19 protein-coding genes are annotated in these 16,062 nt (G+C 69.3%); 8 read left to right on the top strand and 11 right to left on the bottom strand.

Annotated elements, in window-relative coordinates; all coding sequences use genetic code 11:
• Positions 1-100: 100 nt before the first annotated feature.
• A complete protein-coding gene (locus tag AC07NX_RS03250; RefSeq protein WP_494639084.1) occupies positions 101-556 on the bottom strand; it encodes a DUF3617 domain-containing protein in 456 nt (151 codons plus the stop codon).
• Positions 557-780: 224 nt separating this feature from the next.
• Between AC07NX_RS03250 and rpmB the strand changes: the two genes are divergently transcribed.
• Complete coding sequence (rpmB, locus tag AC07NX_RS03255; RefSeq protein ID WP_035074348.1) at positions 781-1,077, top strand: 50S ribosomal protein L28; 297 nt, start codon at positions 781-783, stop codon at positions 1,075-1,077.
• A gap of 240 nt (positions 1,078-1,317) precedes the next feature.
• Here rpmB and AC07NX_RS03260 read toward each other — a convergent pair whose 3' ends face one another.
• Complete coding sequence (locus tag AC07NX_RS03260) at positions 1,318-1,608, bottom strand: hypothetical protein (protein WP_494639086.1); 291 nt, start codon at positions 1,606-1,608, stop codon at positions 1,318-1,320.
• A 243-nt stretch (positions 1,609-1,851) separates the two neighbouring features.
• Complete coding sequence (locus AC07NX_RS03265; RefSeq protein WP_494639088.1) at positions 1,852-2,151, bottom strand: hypothetical protein; 300 nt, start codon at positions 2,149-2,151, stop codon at positions 1,852-1,854.
• 324 nt (positions 2,152-2,475) lie between these two features.
• Between AC07NX_RS03265 and AC07NX_RS03270 the strand changes: the two genes are divergently transcribed.
• On the top strand, positions 2,476-3,345 hold the full coding sequence (locus AC07NX_RS03270; protein WP_494639090.1) for an aldo/keto reductase family oxidoreductase: 870 nt from the start codon (positions 2,476-2,478) through the stop codon (positions 3,343-3,345).
• Positions 3,346-3,506: 161 nt separating this feature from the next.
• Here the strand turns inward: AC07NX_RS03270 and AC07NX_RS03275 are convergent, their stop codons facing one another.
• Entirely contained in the window at positions 3,507-4,571 is a 1,065-nt protein-coding gene (locus AC07NX_RS03275) for an esterase-like activity of phytase family protein (protein ID WP_494639092.1), read from the bottom strand.
• Complete coding sequence (gene cobT, locus AC07NX_RS03280) at positions 4,568-6,496, bottom strand: cobaltochelatase subunit CobT (protein WP_494639094.1); 1,929 nt, start codon at positions 6,494-6,496, stop codon at positions 4,568-4,570. The genes AC07NX_RS03275 and cobT overlap by 4 nt, the downstream gene beginning before the upstream one ends.
• A gap of 132 nt (positions 6,497-6,628) precedes the next feature.
• Here cobT and AC07NX_RS03285 point away from each other — a divergent pair, with 132 nt between their 5' ends.
• Positions 6,629-6,805 carry a DUF1328 family protein gene (locus tag AC07NX_RS03285; RefSeq protein WP_494639096.1) on the top strand — a complete coding sequence of 59 codons (177 nt, stop codon included), beginning with the start codon at positions 6,629-6,631 and terminating at the stop codon, positions 6,803-6,805.
• A 144-nt stretch (positions 6,806-6,949) separates the two neighbouring features.
• Here the strand turns inward: AC07NX_RS03285 and AC07NX_RS03290 are convergent, their stop codons facing one another.
• The 3 genes from AC07NX_RS03290 to AC07NX_RS03300 form a co-directional block, all read right to left on the bottom strand.
• The gene (locus tag AC07NX_RS03290) at positions 6,950-8,116 is read right to left on the bottom strand and encodes a DUF3089 domain-containing protein (RefSeq protein WP_494639098.1); all 1,167 of its coding nucleotides are present in this window, start codon (positions 8,114-8,116) and stop codon (positions 6,950-6,952) included.
• Between the two features lie 250 nt (positions 8,117-8,366).
• On the bottom strand, positions 8,367-8,681 hold the full coding sequence (locus tag AC07NX_RS03295) for a hypothetical protein (protein ID WP_035074367.1): 315 nt from the start codon (positions 8,679-8,681) through the stop codon (positions 8,367-8,369).
• 50 nt (positions 8,682-8,731) lie between these two features.
• Positions 8,732-8,860: a hypothetical protein gene (locus AC07NX_RS03300; protein ID WP_494639100.1), complete on the bottom strand. Its 129-nt coding sequence runs from the start codon at positions 8,858-8,860 to the stop codon at positions 8,732-8,734.
• 311 nt (positions 8,861-9,171) lie between these two features.
• On the opposite strand from AC07NX_RS03300, the gene AC07NX_RS03305 reads away from it, so the two are divergent.
• Positions 9,172-9,549, top strand: a complete 378-nt coding sequence (locus AC07NX_RS03305; protein WP_494639102.1) for a response regulator — start codon at positions 9,172-9,174, stop codon at positions 9,547-9,549.
• Between the two features lie 86 nt (positions 9,550-9,635).
• Here AC07NX_RS03305 and groL read toward each other — a convergent pair whose 3' ends face one another.
• Both groL and groES read right to left on the bottom strand, forming a co-directional pair.
• On the bottom strand, positions 9,636-11,282 hold the full coding sequence (gene groL, locus AC07NX_RS03310; protein ID WP_494639104.1) for a chaperonin GroEL: 1,647 nt from the start codon (positions 11,280-11,282) through the stop codon (positions 9,636-9,638).
• A 57-nt stretch (positions 11,283-11,339) separates the two neighbouring features.
• Positions 11,340-11,630 (bottom strand): co-chaperone GroES, encoded by a 291-nt coding sequence (gene groES / locus AC07NX_RS03315; protein ID WP_028037871.1) that lies wholly within the window; start codon positions 11,628-11,630, stop codon positions 11,340-11,342.
• Between the two features lie 230 nt (positions 11,631-11,860).
• On the opposite strand from groES, the gene AC07NX_RS03320 reads away from it, so the two are divergent.
• The 4 genes from AC07NX_RS03320 (at position 11,861) to AC07NX_RS03335 (ending at position 14,065) form a co-directional block, all read left to right on the top strand.
• Entirely contained in the window at positions 11,861-12,295 is a 435-nt protein-coding gene (locus AC07NX_RS03320) for a protease inhibitor I42 family protein (protein WP_494639106.1), read from the top strand.
• Entirely contained in the window at positions 12,295-12,720 is a 426-nt protein-coding gene (locus tag AC07NX_RS03325; protein WP_494639108.1) for a VOC family protein, read from the top strand. The genes AC07NX_RS03320 and AC07NX_RS03325 overlap by 1 nt, the downstream gene beginning before the upstream one ends.
• A 36-nt stretch (positions 12,721-12,756) precedes the next feature.
• A complete protein-coding gene (locus tag AC07NX_RS03330; protein ID WP_494639110.1) occupies positions 12,757-13,242 on the top strand; it encodes a DUF4345 family protein in 486 nt (161 codons plus the stop codon).
• A 157-nt stretch (positions 13,243-13,399) separates the two neighbouring features.
• Complete coding sequence (locus AC07NX_RS03335; protein WP_494639111.1) at positions 13,400-14,065, top strand: peptidylprolyl isomerase; 666 nt, start codon at positions 13,400-13,402, stop codon at positions 14,063-14,065.
• Positions 14,066-14,212: 147 nt separating this feature from the next.
• Here the strand turns inward: AC07NX_RS03335 and AC07NX_RS03340 are convergent, their stop codons facing one another.
• On the bottom strand, positions 14,213-15,916 hold the full coding sequence (locus AC07NX_RS03340) for a GH35 family beta-galactosidase (protein ID WP_494639112.1): 1,704 nt from the start codon (positions 15,914-15,916) through the stop codon (positions 14,213-14,215).
• Positions 15,917-16,062 lie beyond the last annotated feature (146 nt).

Consider the following 16,062-nt stretch of genomic DNA (forward strand, 5'->3'; position numbering starts at 1 on the left):
CATGACCGAATCAGCGACTTGGCCCGATTCAGTGTTTGTTCCCTACCATCTATTGTAGCTTAATTCGCATTAACCACAAACAGGGCGCCGCCTGGACCCGTCAGCCCGCCTTGCACTCGGCGCTGATGCGCTTGGCGTCCATCACCCCGGCCAGGGGGAGGCCGTTGATGGTCTTCATGTGGACGTTCAGGCGGAAGCTCTCGGGCGTATAGGTCCCGTTGGCCGTCACCGGGGCCACGCGCCCCTTCTTGTCGGTCCAGGTGCCCTTCAGCGCCACCTTGCCGTCCCGCACCACGCGGGTCTCGTAGTCGCAGGTGTATTTGCGGGTGCAGATGCCCTTGGAGAACTGCTCGACGTCGGCCTGCTTGAGGCAGCGGTCCTCGCCGCCGGCCGGGATCGGGCCGATGCGGTAGCTGTACTCCCACTGGCCGGGCAGGATCGTCGACCGCGCCCCGGCGGCGTCCGCGGCCTGGTGGGCGATCCTCGGCGCCGCCACGGCCGCCACCGCTCCCAGAATCAGGGTTCCGGCGATCATGGCGGGGGCGAGCAGGCGCATGCGGTCGATCTCCTGGCGAGGCGGCCTATATATGGCGGCCTATATATAGAGAGGCAGATGAACCGTGCTTGAAGGCGATGTTGGGGCGCCGGATCGTCCGGCGCGGCTTGACTCGGCAAGCCGCCTTCGCCTATATCGCCCGCTCTCGCGCGGCGGTCCGTCCCTCGCGCGCCGAAATTCATGTTGCGGAGCCGTCGGCTCCGCCCAAGCCCAAGGTATCCACCATGTCGCGCCGTTGCGAACTCACCGGGATCGGTCCGATGGTCGGCCACAATGTGAGCCACTCGAACATCAAGACCAAGCGCCGCTTCCTGCCGGCCCTGTCGCCCGCGTCGCTGCAGTCGGACTCGCTGGGTCAGACCTTCAAGCTGCGCATCAGCAACGCGGCCCTGCGCACCCTGGACTTCAAGGGCGGCCTGGACACCTTCCTGCTGGGCGCCAAGGACGAGCAGCTGTCGCCGCGCGCCCTGAAGATCAAGCGCCAGGTCAAGGCCAAGGTCTCGGCCGCGGTCGCCGCCTAAGGCATTCTCGGCTTCGGCCGACGGAAGGCCCGCGAGGTTCGCCTCGCGGGCCTTTTCGCGTTCCGAGTCGACCCGGCGCGCCCCGTCGTGCGGAAAGCGCCCCCGCCCCGCGTTCGGCGCCGGGCCATGGACGGGTCATGACCGCCCATGAAAAAGCCCTCCCCGTCGCCGGGGAGGGCTCTTCAACGCCACTGAAAGGGGCCGATACGCGCCCCGTACAAACTCTTTCGAAGGCCGACCTTAGCGGGCGCGGATGGCCGGGTTGGCTTCGTTGTAGGCGACCAGTTCCGGGTTGTTCAGCTTGCTGATCGCGTCGCTGACCGAGGAGCGGACGCACGACGGGTACAGGTAGGTGGCCAGGGTTTCGCCACGGACGGTCTGCCAGCAGACGGTCGAAGCGGCCTTGACGATCTCGGCGCGCAGCTGCGCCGGGGCCTTGCCGGCGGTCGTGATGCGGATTTCGGCGGCGCCGGCGGGCGCGGCGGCGAACAGGGCGATGGCCGAGGCGGCCAGGACGATGGAGCGGATCATGGGACGGATTCCAGAACAGCGTTGACCTTCAACCCGTCCGGAATGCGTTTCCCCGCGGCGGCTGGTCCAGGATCTCGCCCGCTCTGCCGCCCTGCTCACGCTATAACTAGCCGCTCGTCACTTATCAACGGTTATGTTGCAGTGCGGTCGCAAAACCGATTGACGCCCGTTATCGCGGCGAACGGGGGCGAAACCCGGTCCCCGCGCCGCCGAGGCCGCGCGGGGACCGGGCCCGAAGAGGTCCTAGTAGCTGGCCTTCAGCAGGCCGCTGGCGCGGAACGCCTGGCGGTCATAGGCCTTCAGGTTAGGGCTGCCCACCCGCGCGACGGCGTCGCGGGTCACTTCGCGCACGCAGGTGACATAGAGGTCGCTGGGGTGGTCGCCCACGTCCTCGCGGCAGATCGACGAGGCGGCGGCGACGATGTCGGCGTGGATGGCGGCGACGGTGCGGCCGCGGACCTTGACGTGCTGCTCGGCGGCGGAGGCCGACGAAACGGTGGTCAGGGCCATGGCCGAAGCGGCCAGAACAAACAGAGTCTTCATGATGTCAGTTCCGAAAGGGGGTTGGGGTTCAACCACCTCCCGACGCGTTCCTCTGATGGCCGTTGGGATCTCGCCCGCTCAATCCATCGAAGGTAGCGGTAACATGACAACGTTGTCTATTGAAGTAAAATATTGAGTTTCAAAAGAAACTACCCAAAACGCCGGTTCCTTGGGCATTCGCCGCCCGGCCTGCCCCGAACCCTCCTCGACCTTATCGGCTCGACCGTATTGTACGGAAATCCGCACAGCCCGTGCCGATTGCATCCGGTTATCGAAAATCGCGTCCGTCGCTAGCTTGCGGTCCATCGAACAATGGAGACGACCATGCAGGCGATCGATCAGGCGGGAACCTTCACCCTGGGCGGCCGTACGGTGCGACGGCTGGGCTATGGCGCCATGCAGCTGGCCGGGCCCGGCGTCTTCGGCCCGCCGCGCGACCGCGACGCGGCGCTGTCGGTCCTGCGCGAGGCGGTGGCGGCCGGCGTCGACCACATCGACACCAGCGACTTCTACGGCCCCCACGTCACCAACCAGATCATCCGCGAGGCGCTGTCGCCCTATCCCGAAGACCTGGTGATCGTCACCAAGATCGGCGCGGTGCGCGGCGACGACGCCTCCTGGAACCCGGCCTATGGCGCCGACCAGCTGGAGCGCGCGGTGCACGACAACCTGCGCAATCTGGGCCTGGAGACGCTCGACATCGTCAACCTGCGGATCATGTTCGACGTCCATGGCCCGGCCGAGGGCTCGATCGCCGAGCCGCTCGAGGTGCTGGCCGATCTCCAGCGCCAGGGCCTGGTGCGCCACATCGGCCTCAGCAACGTGACCGCGATCCAGGTCGCGGAGGGGCGCGGCATCGCCGAGATCGTCTGCGTGCAGAACCAGTACAATCTGGCCCACCGCGACGACGACGCCCTGATCGACGCCCTGGCCGAGGACGGAATCGCCTATGTGCCGTTCTTCCCGCTGGGCGGGTTCAGCCCGTTGCAGTCGACGGCCCTGTCCAACGTCGCCGCGCGCCTCGGCGCCACGCCGATGCAGGTCGCCCTGGCCTGGCTGCTGCGCCGCGCGCCCAACATCCTGCTGATCCCCGGCACCTCCTCGGTCGCCCACCTGCGCGAGAACCTGGCGACGGCCTCGCTGGCGCTGCCGGACGCGGTGATGGCGGAGCTGGACGGGATCGGACGGGCTTAGCCGTTCTTCGATTCCCCCCAACGGTTGTCATCCCGGAAGCCTCGCAGAGGCTGTCCGGGACCCAGGGGACTGGGCTGATGCGGTGCAACCGCCCCTGGGTCCCGGACAAGCGCTGCGCGCTTTCCGGGATGACAACTGAATTTAACGCTTCGAGCGCGCCCCTACCGCCGCCGCACCGGCTTGGCCGACTTCGGCGGCGCGGGCGGGGGCGGCGGCGGGGCCGTCCAGTCGAAGGCCATCAGCAGGGTGCGTTCCTGCGGCGCGTCGTTGTCGTCGGTGATCAGGTAGATCCGCGTGACGCCCGACGGGCTGCGGGACAGCGCGATCCCCTCGAAATTGTCGCGGGTCGCGGCCCCGTCCAGGGTCAGGGTCGCGGCCAGGTACTGCTTGGCGGCCGGGGCCCGGGGGTCGATCACGAACCGCACCTGGCCGCGCCAGCCGCGGATCGGGTCGTAGGCGCGGAACAGGCTGGCGACCGACTGCCCCTCGAAGGCCGCGAAGCTGGTCAGGCCCCAGGTGAAGTCGGGCGGCGACTGCGGGGCCTGGCCCACGCAGGGAACCGACAGCCGGCACAGCCACACCTCGCCCTCCTCGCCGCCCACCAGATAGGCGTCGGGGCCGGCGATCGGATAGGCGGTCAGGGCCTCCATGCCCTCATTGTCGGGAAAGGTGGTGCTCGGCTTGTTGGCGACGCGGGGCGTCCCGTAGGTTCCGTCGGCCTGACGGGGATACAGCCAGATGCGGTGGTCGCGCTCGAAGCTGACCAGGCGGTCGCCGTTGGGCAGGATCGCCAGGCCCTCGGCGTCGGCCTGCTCCTTGCCCTGCAGCGGCTGGCCGTCCAGGCCCTTCAGCGGCGACAGCTTGCCGTCGGTCAGGCCGACCAGGCGACCGGCCTCGTCCAGCTTCAGCCGGGCCTCGAACAGGTCGCCCTCGTCGCTGATCGCCACCAGCCCGCCGTCGGGGCCGAACTTCAGGTCCGACAGGCCGTGCAGGCGCTGGGTGTCGGGGCTGCTGATCGCGATCCCGCCGGCATAGACGAAACGGCCGATCGAGACAGGAGGCGGATTGGCCGCGCTGAGCGGGACCGGCGTGGTCGTCAGGCCGATCTCCGGCCCGACCTTGACCGGGGCGACCGGCAGCACGGCCGGCTGCGGCGGAGCCTTGGCGCACTGGCCCAGGGCCACGGAGACCAGGCCCAACACGAGGAGGCCGCGCAGTCCGGTCACGCGGGAACCTTGCGGGCGGGCCTGGGCGCCTGCGGCTGCACGGTCGGCGGGGCGCTCAGCAGGCCCCTGGCCCGCTTGACCGCCTTGGGCTCCTCGTCGAACAGCCCGGCCAGCTGGTCGACCAGGGCGCCGCCCAGCTGCTCGACGTCGACGATGGTCACCGCCCGGCGGTAGTAGCGCGTCACGTCGTGGCCGATGCCGACGGCGATCAGCTCGACCGGGCTGCGGGTCTCGATCTCGGCGATCACCTGCCGCAAGTGGCGCTCCAGATAGTGGCCCGAATTGACGCTGAGGGTGGAGTCGTCCACCGGCGCGCCGTCGGAGATCACCATCAGAATGCGGCGGGCTTCGGGCCGGCCGATCAGGCGCTGGTGGGCCCACATCAGGGCCTCGCCGTCGATGTTTTCCTTCAGCAGGCCCTCGCGCATCATCAGGCCCAGATTCTTGCGGGCCCGCCGCCAGGGCGCGTCAGCGCTCTTGTAGATGATATGGCGCAGGTCGTTCAGCCGGCCCGGGGCGGGCGGCTTGCCGGCCTTGATCCACTCGTCGCGGGCGCTGCCGCCCTTCCAGGCGCGGGTGGTGAAGCCCAGCACCTCGACCTTGACCGCGCAGCGCTCCAGGGTGCGGGCCAGAATGTCGGCGCAGACGGCGGCCACCATGATCGGCCGGCCGCGCATCGAGCCCGAATTGTCGATCAGCAGGGTGACGACCGTGTCGCGAAACTCGACGTCCTCCTCCTGCTTGAACGACAGGGGGGCGGTCGGGTCGATGATCACCCGGGTCAGGCGGGCGACGTCCAGCATCCCCTCCTCCAGGTCGAAGGTCCAGGCGCGGTTCTGCTGGGCCAGCAGCCGCCGCTGCAGCTTGTTGGCCAGGCGCGAGACCACGCTGGAGAACGCCGCCAGCTGCTGATCCAGATAGGCGCGCAGCCGGGTCAGCTCGTCGGCGTCGCACAGCTCCTCGGCCGGCACCACCTCGTCATAGGCCGTGGTGAACACCTTGTAGGCCGGCTCGTTGGCGCCGCCCTGGCCCTGGTCCGGACGGGCCGGCTTGGCGCCGTCGCCCATCTCGGGGGCCTCGTCGGTGTCCTCCGGATCGCCGTCCTGCTCGGACTGGACCATCTCCTCGTCGCCGGCCTCGGACTCGCGGTCCGAGGTCTCGGCCTGCTCGGGCTGGGCGCCGTCGGACTGCTCGCCCTCGCCTTCGCCGGAATCGTCCTCCGAGGCCTCGGTGTTCTGGTCCTCGTCGCCCTCGTCCTCGTCGGACTGCTCGGTGGCGTCGGACATGTCCTCGCCCAGGTCCAGGTCGCGCAGGATCTCGCGGGTCACCCGGGCGAAGGCGGCCTGGTCGTCGATGGCCGCGGCCAGGCGGTCCAGGTCCTTGCCGGCCCGGGCCTCGATGTCGGCCCGCAGGATGTCGACCAGGGCTTTCGCGCCATCGGGCGGGGCGTCGCCGGTCAGGCGTTCGCGGACCATCAGCGACAGGATCTCGGCCATGGGCGCGGACTGGCGGTCGGTGGCGACCGCGCGGGTCAGGCCCTGCTTTTCGAGGCGGGCCTCCAGCGCGGCGGTCAGGTTGGCGCGCACCCCGCCCAGGGCGTTGGACCCGATGGCCTCCAGCCGCGCCTGCTCGATGGCCTCGAAGGCCGCCTGGCCGTCGGGCGAACCGGGACGGGCCCGGGCGTGGGCGGCCGCGTCGTGGTGGGCCAGGCGCAGGGCCATCTGGTCGGCCAAGCCGCGGATGCGGGCGGCCTCCTTGGCGTTCAGGTCGCGCGGCGGGTGCGGCAGCACCGCCCGCTTGCCGACCAGGCTGGGGCCCTCGCCGGAGAACACCACCTCCAGGTCGGGGGTCTCGGCGAGCGAGCGCGCCGCGTGGGCCAGGGCGCGCTTGAACGGTTCGGTCGGGCTTTCGGGCTTGGAGGCCATGGGGATGGGTTACCGAGCCAGGGCCGTCAACACAAGCCGCCGAAGGGGATCGCGAAGGGAACAGGGCGCGCCGAGGCCGCGTTGCCTCTGCAAAGCCCGCGACAGGCGGGCGCGGTATCCGAGGAAACGATCATGTTGAAATGGGCTGTCATCCTGGCGATCGTCGCCCTGATCGCCGGCGCCCTGGGCTTCACCGGCATCGCCGGCGCGGCGGCCGGGATCGCCAAGATCCTGTTCTTCCTGTTCCTGCTGGGCTTCATCATCTTCGCCGTCCTGGGGGTGACGGTGTTCAAGAGCGTGGCGAAGTAGGAGTCTCGATGGAACCGCACTTGCCCCCTACTGGCCTTCGGCCGTCTTCCCCCAGAGGGGGAAGAGCCTGAAGCGCGAAGGCTCCGCCCCCTATGGGGGCGGACAGACGGCGAAGCCGTCAGGTGGGGGCAGGTGCGTGAGCCGCTACTTCGCCGCCGTGTAAGCCTTGCTCTGTTCCCCGACCACCGCCACCAGGTCGCCCATCGTCAGGTTGACGTCCACCAGGTGCAGCCCCCAGTCCTTCAGCGGCTGGCCCAGCACCAGCAGGTCGCCGGGGATGGTGTCGGTGCGGGGGTCGGCCTTGTCGGGATGGACGGTCACGGCCAGGTAGTCGAAGCCGCCGCTGCTGACGCACTCCGCCGAGACCAGGCCCGGCAGCTCCACGAACGGCGTCGTCACCGTCACGTCCCTGGCCCAGACCGTGGCCGGGCGCATGGCCGCGCCCATGATCGTGCGGTCGCTGAAATAGCCGCGCACCGGGGCCGAACCGCCCGCCAGGGCGGCGGGATTGACGCAGGCGGCCTTCATCCCCGGCTCGGCGACCTTGCCGAAGAACTTGCTGGTGGCCGGCGGCGGGCTGTCGGCGCGGAACGAGACGTAGGAGATCACGCAGCCGATCTGGCCGGCCTTGCGGCACAGGGGCAGCGAGCCATAGGCGTCCCGGGCCGGGTCGACCGGCGTGTTCATGCCCAGGATCAGGGCCGAGACCAGCTGCTTCTGCACCGGCTTGCCGTCGATCTCCTCCTGGATCAGCCGCAGCAGGATGCGCGAGCCCTGGGAGTGGCCGACCAGCACCACGCCGCGCCCATGGTTGTCGCGGGCCAGGTAGTCCTTCCAGGCGGCCAGGACGTCGGCATAGGCCAGCTCGCCGTCGCCCGGCGAGGCCTGGCCCATCATGACCTTGCGCAGGGCGGCGATGGTCACCTGCCGGTAGCTGGGGGCGTACAGCTTGCAGACCTGGCCGAAGCGGCCGAACTGCTGGCCGGCCACGGCCTTTTCCGGCAGGTCCGGCGTCATGTCGCTGTTGCCGCCGGGATCGGACGACACCGTCGGATAGACGTAGAAGCAGTCGATCGGGGCGTTGGGGTCGGCCTTGAAGGCCTCGAGGCGGGTCGAGCCGTCGGCCTGGATCACCGTGGCGGTCTGGTCGGCGGCGCAGGCGTCGGCGCGGCCGGGCCGGCACAGCCAGTTTTCGTCCCGCGCATAGTCGTTCGGGGTCACCGGGCCGGCGGGGGCGGGCTGGGCGCACGCCGCCATGCCCAAGCCCAGGCCGGCGATCAGGCCCAACGCGGCCCACGGCTTGCGTGACATCGACACCCCTCCAACGCCTGTTCGCGGCGGAGGATGGCTTGGGCGGAGGTGGAAGGGAAGGCGCCTTTCTCGTCGCAAATCGTTGTCATCCCGGAAAGAGCGCAGCGCTTGTCCGGGACCCAGGACAGCCGCACCGCCTTCACCCGGTCCCCTGGGTCCCGGACAACCCCTGCGGGGCTTCCGGGATGACAACCTTTTCGATTATCTCGCGGGGTCAGTTTCGACGGAGGGGCGTCCTGGCGTCCGGCCGCTAGGCCGGCAGCCACCGGCGCGGGAACTTGTCGCCCAGGGCCCGCGCCTCGCCCGGCTTCAGGCCCAGTTCCCGCATCTTGTAGGCCACGACCTCGCGCAGGGCCTCCACGGGCTCGCGACCGCCGGACGGGCTGGAGGCGACGGGGCCGGCCTGCATGGCCAGGTCGACGGCCGCCCACTCGGCCTGGGCTCGGTCGGGCTTGCCGACGGCGAAGTAGTGGCGGACGGGCAGGCGCTCGCCCGCGATCTCGACCATCACGCCGACGACCCAGCCTTGAACGATCAGATCGGCGTCGGGGCGCTGGCGGAACATGCCCGCCGATGTAGCAGGTTTCGGCGCGCCGTCACCCGGCGTGACGCGTCCTAGCCCAGGACCTGGAACGCCGCCTGGCTGATCAGGCCCAGGGTCAGCCACAAGCCAAGACCCAGGACGATATAGACGGCCTTGAGGGTACGCCGGTTACGGAAATGGTGGATCTCGTGTCTCGCCATCGCCCAGCCTCCTGAACGCCTCCTGCGTTCGCGGAGTCAGGAACGAGCGTCGCCATGGATTCGCTGCATCCGTTAACGCGACCGTGATCGGTTATCCACAAGCGGAGCGGGAAAGGCGGACAACGCTCTCGCGTCGCGCTCGCGACGAATCCCGCGGATCCGGGAGCGGTTTCCGGGCTTGGGCTCGATCGACTTCAAGCGTCCAACAGCTTTAGCGCCCCCGCTTTCCCGATTTCCTTCGCACGGGTTCGCCCGCGCCACGGAAACATCACAGTCTTCACGGGTTATGTAATCTCGATAGGATTGCAGACATGCGAGCCCAGCAAATTCTCTTTGTCGAAGACGACTTGATCACCAGCCTTTCTTCTTGCGATTTTCTTCGCGATCGCGGCTTTCGGGTCATGGAGGTGGCGGACGCCCAGTCGGCCGCCGAGATCGTCGATCAGCGGGGCTATCTTTCGGGCCTGGTGTGCGACATCGATCTTGGCCCCGGCGCCGACGGCTTCCAGGTGGCCCGCCGAACCCGCCTGGCCTATCCCGGGCTTCCGGTGGTCTTCGTTTCGGCGGCGGCGGCGGCGCGCCATCCGCTCGAAGGCGTGGACGGATCGATTTTCATCCCCAAGCCCTACCATCCTCGACAAATCGCCGAGGCGCTTTCCGCGCTGTCGTCGCATCAGGCGGTCGCCTAGCAGCTCGCCGGGCCAGGACAGAAAAAGGGCGGGACCTTTCGGCCCCGCCCTTCTCCATTCCAATCAGCTGGGCTGACGAGACTTCCTTAGAAGTCCATGTCGCCCATGCCGCCCATGCCGCCGCCGGGAGGGCCTCCGGCCGGAGCGTTCTTCTTCGGCGCTTCGACGATGGCGGCTTCGGTGGTGATCAGCAGGCCGGCCACCGAGGCGGCGTCCTGCAGGGCGGTGCGGACCACCTTGGCGGGGTCGATGACGCCGTCGGTGATCAGGTCGACATACTGCTCGGTCTGGGCGTTGAAGCCGAAGGTGGCCGAGTCGTTCTCGAGGATCTTGCCGACCACGATCGAGCCTTCGACGCCGGCGTTCTCGGCGATCTGGCGGATCGGGGCCTGCAGGGCGCGACGGACGATGGCGATGCCGGCGGTCTGGTCGTCATTGTCGCCGACCAGGGTCGCCAGGGCCTTGGAGGCCTTCAGCAGGGCCACGCCGCCGCCGGGGACGATGCCTTCTTCCACGGCCGCGCGGGTCGCGTTCAGGGCGTCGTCGACGCGATCCTTCTTTTCCTTCACCTCGACTTCGGTCGAGCCGCCGACGCGGATGACCGCGACGCCGCCGGCCAGCTTGGCCAGACGCTCTTGCAGCTTTTCCTTGTCGTAGTCCGAGGTGGTGTCCTCGATCTGCTTCTTGATCTGCGAGATGCGGGCCTCGATGGCCGACTTCTCACCGACGCCGTCCACGATGGTGGTGTCGTCCTTGGTGATCGAGACCTTCTTGGCCTTGCCCAGCATGTCGAGCGAGACGTTCTCGAGCTTGATGCCCAGGTCTTCCGACACGACTTGCGCGCCGGTCAGGATGGCGATGTCTTCCAGCATGGCCTTGCGGCGATCGCCGAAGCCCGGGGCCTTGACGGCGGCGACGCGGAGACCGCCGCGCAGCTTGTTGACCACCAGGGTGGCCAGGGCTTCGCCCTCGACGTCCTCGGCGATGATCACCAGCGGACGGCCCGACTGGACGACGGCTTCCAGCACCGGCAGCAGCGGCTGCAGCGACGACAGCTTCTTTTCGAACAGCAGGATGAGCGGCTCTTCGAGCTGGACTTCCATCTTGTCGGCGTTGGTGATGAAGTACGGCGACAGGTAGCCGCGGTCGAACTGCATGCCTTCGACGACGTCGAGTTCGGTCTCGGCGGTCTTGGCTTCCTCGACGGTGATGACGCCTTCGTTGCCGACCTTGTCCATGGCCTTGGCGATCATCTCGCCGACGTCCTTGTCACCGTTGGCCGAGATGGTGCCGACCTGGGCGATCTCGTTGTTGGTGGTGACCTTCTTCGACGACGCCTTGATGGAGTCGACGACGACGTGGACGGCCTTGTCGATGCCGCGCTTCAGGTCCATCGGGTTCATGCCGGCGGCGACCGACTTGAGGCCTTCCTGCACGATGGCCTGGGCCAGGACGGTGGCGGTGGTGGTGCCGTCGCCGGCCTTGTCGTTGGTCTTGGACGCGACTTCGCGGATCATCTGCGCGCCGAGGTTCTCGAACTTGTCAGCCAGTTCGATTTCCTTGGCGACCGAGACGCCGTCCTTGGTCGAGCGCGGGGCGCCGAACGACTTTTCGATCACGACGTTGCGGCCCTTGGGGCCCAGGGTCACCTTCACCGCGTTGGCGAGGATGTTGACGCCGCGCAGCATCTTGTCGCGCGCGTCGGAGGAGAAATAGACGTCTTTAGCGGCCATTTGAGAGCCCTTCTAAAAGAGAAACTGGGGTTCGAAAGCGGAGGACAGCTCGGGCCTTCAGGCCTCGACGATGCCCAGGACGTCGCTTTCCTTCATGATCAGCAGGTCCTGGCCGTCCACCTTCACTTCGGTGCCGGACCACTTGCCGAACAGGATGCGGTCGCCGGCCTTCACGTCCAGGGCGACGATGTCGCCCTTGTCGTTGCGGGCGCCGGGACCGACGGCGACGACTTCGCCTTCCTGCGGCTTTTCCTTGGCGGTGTCGGGGATGATGATCCCGCCCTTGGTCTTGGTTTCTTCTTCGACGCGCTTCACCAGGACGCGGTCGCCGAGGGGGCGAAATTTCATGGGTCGTTCTCCGTCAAGACGGTTTTAAAGATATGGTCCGTCGGCAAGCGGGGAGCGTCGCTGTTAGCAGTCGCTCCCATCGAGTGCCAACGCCGGGCAGGAGTTAGGACCGGGGGTTGGGGGAGTCAAGGACGACGCCCAATTTGCTGGGGGCGATTTGCTGTGGGCAAATCAGCCTCGGGCCGGGCGACGCCCCGGCGACGGACATAGATAGGGAGGAAGACGGCGGCATGAAGACGATGAAAACCCCCGCCCAGGCCCTGGCCCTGGCTCCGGCCCTGGCCGCGATCGGCCTCCTGGTCCTTCCGGCCGGGCTGGCCGCCTGCGCCACCGCCGCGCCGCCCGCGCCGCGCGTCGTCACCGAGGCCGACGGCGGCCCGGTCGAGCTGGCGCGCGGCCAGACGCTGGAGGTGCGGCTGGGCTCGAACGCCGGGACCGGCTATGGGTGGCGGCTGGACCGCGAGGCCTCGCCCCTGGTGCTGAGCGGCGGCTCCAGCCAGGACGTGGCCGCCGCCCCCGGCCTGCCCGGCGGCCGGCTGACCACCGTCTATGCCTACCAGGGCGCCGGACGCGGCAAGACCGACCTGGCCTTCACGCTCAAGCGCCCCTGGGAGCCCGACAAGCCCGACGACCGCAAGGTGGTGTTCAAGGTGAAGGTGCGCTGATGATCGACCATGTCAGCCTGATCGTCCGCGACGTGGCGGCCTGCAAGGCCTTCTACGACGCCGCCTTCGCGCCCCTGGGCGTCGAGATCCTGCACCAGGTCAGCGCGGAGGAAAGCGGCACGGTGGCCTATATGGGCTACGGCCCGCGCGCCGATGGTCGCAACCATCAGGCCGGCAAGCCCAGCTTCTGGATCGCCGGCGCCGAAACGCTCGACGCCGCGATCAGCTCGGCCCCGATGCACGTGGCCTTCGTGGCCGGGACCCGCGCGGCCGTGGACGCCTTCCACGCCGCCGCCCTTGCCGCCGGCGGCGTGGACAACGGGGCGCCGGGCGTTCGGCCCCATTATCACCCCAACTACTATGGAGCCTTCGTGCTTGACCCGGACGGCCGCAACATCGAAGCCGTCTGCCATGCGCCCGCCTGAACGACCCGAGGCTGGGCGGTTGGAGACCAGACCCGCGTGACCCTTTCGAGCTATGGCCTTTCGCTCGTCCTGGCGATCATCGCCTGCGTGATCGGCGGGGTGCTGGGCGGCCTGACCCTGGTCCGGCCCGGCGCGGTCCTCGGCCTGACCGCCCTGGACGGCGACGCCCCGCCCCCCGCCGCCCCCCCGGCGGCGGGCCAGGTGGAAGGCCAGATGGAAGGCCAGATGGAAAGCAGGACCGAGGGCCGGGCCCTGGGCGGCCTGCTGATCCTGTCGCACGGCGCGGCGGCCCTGTTCCTGGGCTACCAGTCGCATGTCGGGGCGGCCATGGCCTTCGCCCTGGCCATGGCCTGGATGGGCGCGGCCCTGGGCCGCGCCGTCTCGGCCCTGGTCGACAAGGCCCGCGGCCGCTTCAACCTGGGCAGCCTGGCCTTCGAGGTCCTGATCGCCGTCACCCTGGCCCTGCCGTTCTTCAACGCCGGCCGGCTGGTGGTGCTGCGCGGGCAGGGGATGCTGGTCTGAGAGATCCTCCCCCCGTGGGGGAGGTGTCGGCGAAGCCGACGGAGGGGGAGCGATCGGCCGATGGCCAGATCCCGGATCGACGATCCCATAACGCCCCCCAACCGATCGCTGCGCGATCGCCTCCCCCACGGGGGGAGGACCTGCTAGTCTCGCCCCCATGACCCAACGCCCCTTCGTCCGCCGCGAGATCCTGGTCGGCGCCGGCCTGCTGGCCGCCTTTCCGGCCGCCGCCCAGGTCGCGCCCGCGCCCGTCCCCAAACCGCCTGTCTATGTCGCCCTCGACACCCCGCAGGGCCGGATCGTCATCGAGCTGGCCGTCGCCCAGGCCCCGGTCACCACCGCCAACTTCCTGCGCTATGTCGACCGCAAGCTCTATGACAAGGCGACCTTCTTCCGGGCCTCGCGCGCGCCGGGCGCCGTCGACTACGGCCTGATCCAGGGCGGACTGCAGAACGTCGGCGCCCTGCCGCCGGTGGCCCACGAGCCCACCAGCCAGACCGGCCTCAAGCATGTCGACGGCGCGGTGTCGATCGCCCGCACCGCCCCGGGCACCGCCACCTCGGACTTCTTCATCTGCATCGGCGACGCGCCCTATCTGGACGCCAATCCGGCCGGGAGCGGCGACAATCTCGGCTTCGCCGCCTTCGGCCGGGTGGTCCAGGGCATGGACGTGGCCAAGAAGATCCTGGCCCTGCCCACGCCCGGCAAGGCGATCAACCCGGTGATGAAGGGCCAGATCCTCGACCCACCGGTGCCGATCACCTCGGCCCGCCGCGTGCCCGCCCCGACGGGACCGGACGTGACCGCGCCGCCCAAGCTCTGAGGCGAGCCCACTCGCCCAGATTGGCGCCCGCCCTAACCGCCAGCCGCGCCGAGCGGACGTTCCGAAGGCCCAGGATGGGGGTGGATGGCGCCCCACGAAATCCCTCTCAAAGAGAGAGAGGTCTGGGTAGCGTCCGCTCAGGGGCGGTCAGCGGTAGCGGTAGAGCTTCACGCGCTGGATCTGGAACTGGTCGGGCGGAAGCCGGATGTGGCGGCCCTGGTGGGTCTGGTCGCCGTTCAGGGCGCGGCCCGGGATCCAGCGGCCCTGGGCGTCGAACACGCCCTCGACGGCGCTGTCGATGCCGGCCAGGACGGGACCGTCTCCGGCCCCGGCGAAGGTCACCACCAGGCCGCGTCCGGCCATCAGGTACTCCTCGGGACCGACCTGGATGATCATCCCGCCATGGCCGGCCGTCTTCTGGTCAGCCCTGGGCGTCCACGGATCGATGAAGGCGACGGTGAAGCGATAGTCGCCGAGCACCTGGCTGACCGGCTGGTCCAGCACCGCGCCGTCCTCCAGCACGCGCGGCTTGAAGCCCGACATCCTACCCAGGCCCTGGGCGGCCAGGATCGCCGGGGTCAGCTGCCGCAGCACGCCATAGGCCTGGGTGACGGCCTCCTGGGCCGGGGCGTCGGCGTTCTCCACCTGGAACGGCGAGAAACCCAACGCGTCCAACTTGCCGATCGCGTAGAAGGCGTTGGCCGGGGTCTCGGGCGCCCCGACATTGTTGGCCTCGGGGATGAACAGCGCGTTGTCGGGCCGCCGGTAGCGGCCGGCCAGGTCGCTGAAGTTCGGGAAATAGATGTCGGGCGAGATCAGGTCGAGGCTCGGCGCGCCCGCCTTCCAGACGTCGATCAGGTGCGGCAGCGGCCCGCCGCTGGGATACTCGCCCGGCGCCTTGCCCGTGCGGTTGAGGGCGACATTGACGTACATCGGCAACGGATAGGCCGCCTTGCCGGCCCGGGTCACCGCGTCGGCGTAGCGGGCATAGAACCAGGCGGTGAACACCTCCTGGCCGGCGTCGCCGTCGCCGAACACCTGGGACCAGGTCCCGGAGGTCTTCGACCCGTGGGCGGCCCACAGGGCGCGCAGCTCCGGTTCGATCGCGTCGCCGCCGCTGGCCAGGCGCTGGAGCAGTTCGGCCGGCGCGGGCGCGGCCCAGGCGGCGTTGGCCTCCGGCCCCCACTCGCGGGCGACGGGCAGCATGCCGATCTCGTTCTCGACCTGGACCATCAGCACCGTGCCCTGGGCGTCGACCGCCTTCAGGTGGGCCAGCAGGGCGGCGTAGGCCTTGGCGTCGGCGTCGCGGGTGTTGGCCGAGAAGGCCGACAGGATCTCCTGGCTGACACCGCCAGCCTGCCCCGGTTTGGGGGCCGCCTTGGCGCGCGGGAAGCGGACGTCGTCGCGCTTCACCCACGACGGGACATAGGTCGACATGCTGTTCTTCCAGGCCCCGAACCACAGCAGGACCAGGTGCATGTCCTGGGCGCGGGCGTCCTTCAGCAGGGCGTCGACGCTGGAGAAGTCATAGACCCCCTCCTTCGGCTCGATCAGCTCCCACGACGCCGGCGCCAGCACGGTGTTGAGGTTCATGGCCTTCAGCTTGGGCCAGTACTTGGCCATGTAGGCCTGGCTGGAGGCGCTGGAATTGCCCAGCTCGCCGCCCAGCACCAGCATCGGCTTGCCGTCGACCACCAGCCGCCGGGCCGATCCCTGGGCCTCCAGGCGAGGCATGCCGGCCAGGGCGTCCTGGGCCAGCAGCAGCGACATCGCCACGGCCAGGCCGCCGACGGCCGCCACGCCTTTCTGGCGCGGCCGGCGAACGCGATCCTGGAGGGCTTCCTGGTCCATTCACTTCCCCGTCCGGCTCGGCGTACTGACGCGCCGTGACCGATGATACCGCTAACAGGTTTTACATGAGGCCTGACCTGTCAATCTCGATAATCGCCATCTGCCAGGCCAATCGCTTGACAACGACGCCGCCGCCCCGGGGCGAC

Source organism: Caulobacter sp. GW821-FHT09A05 (assembly GCF_059418465.1).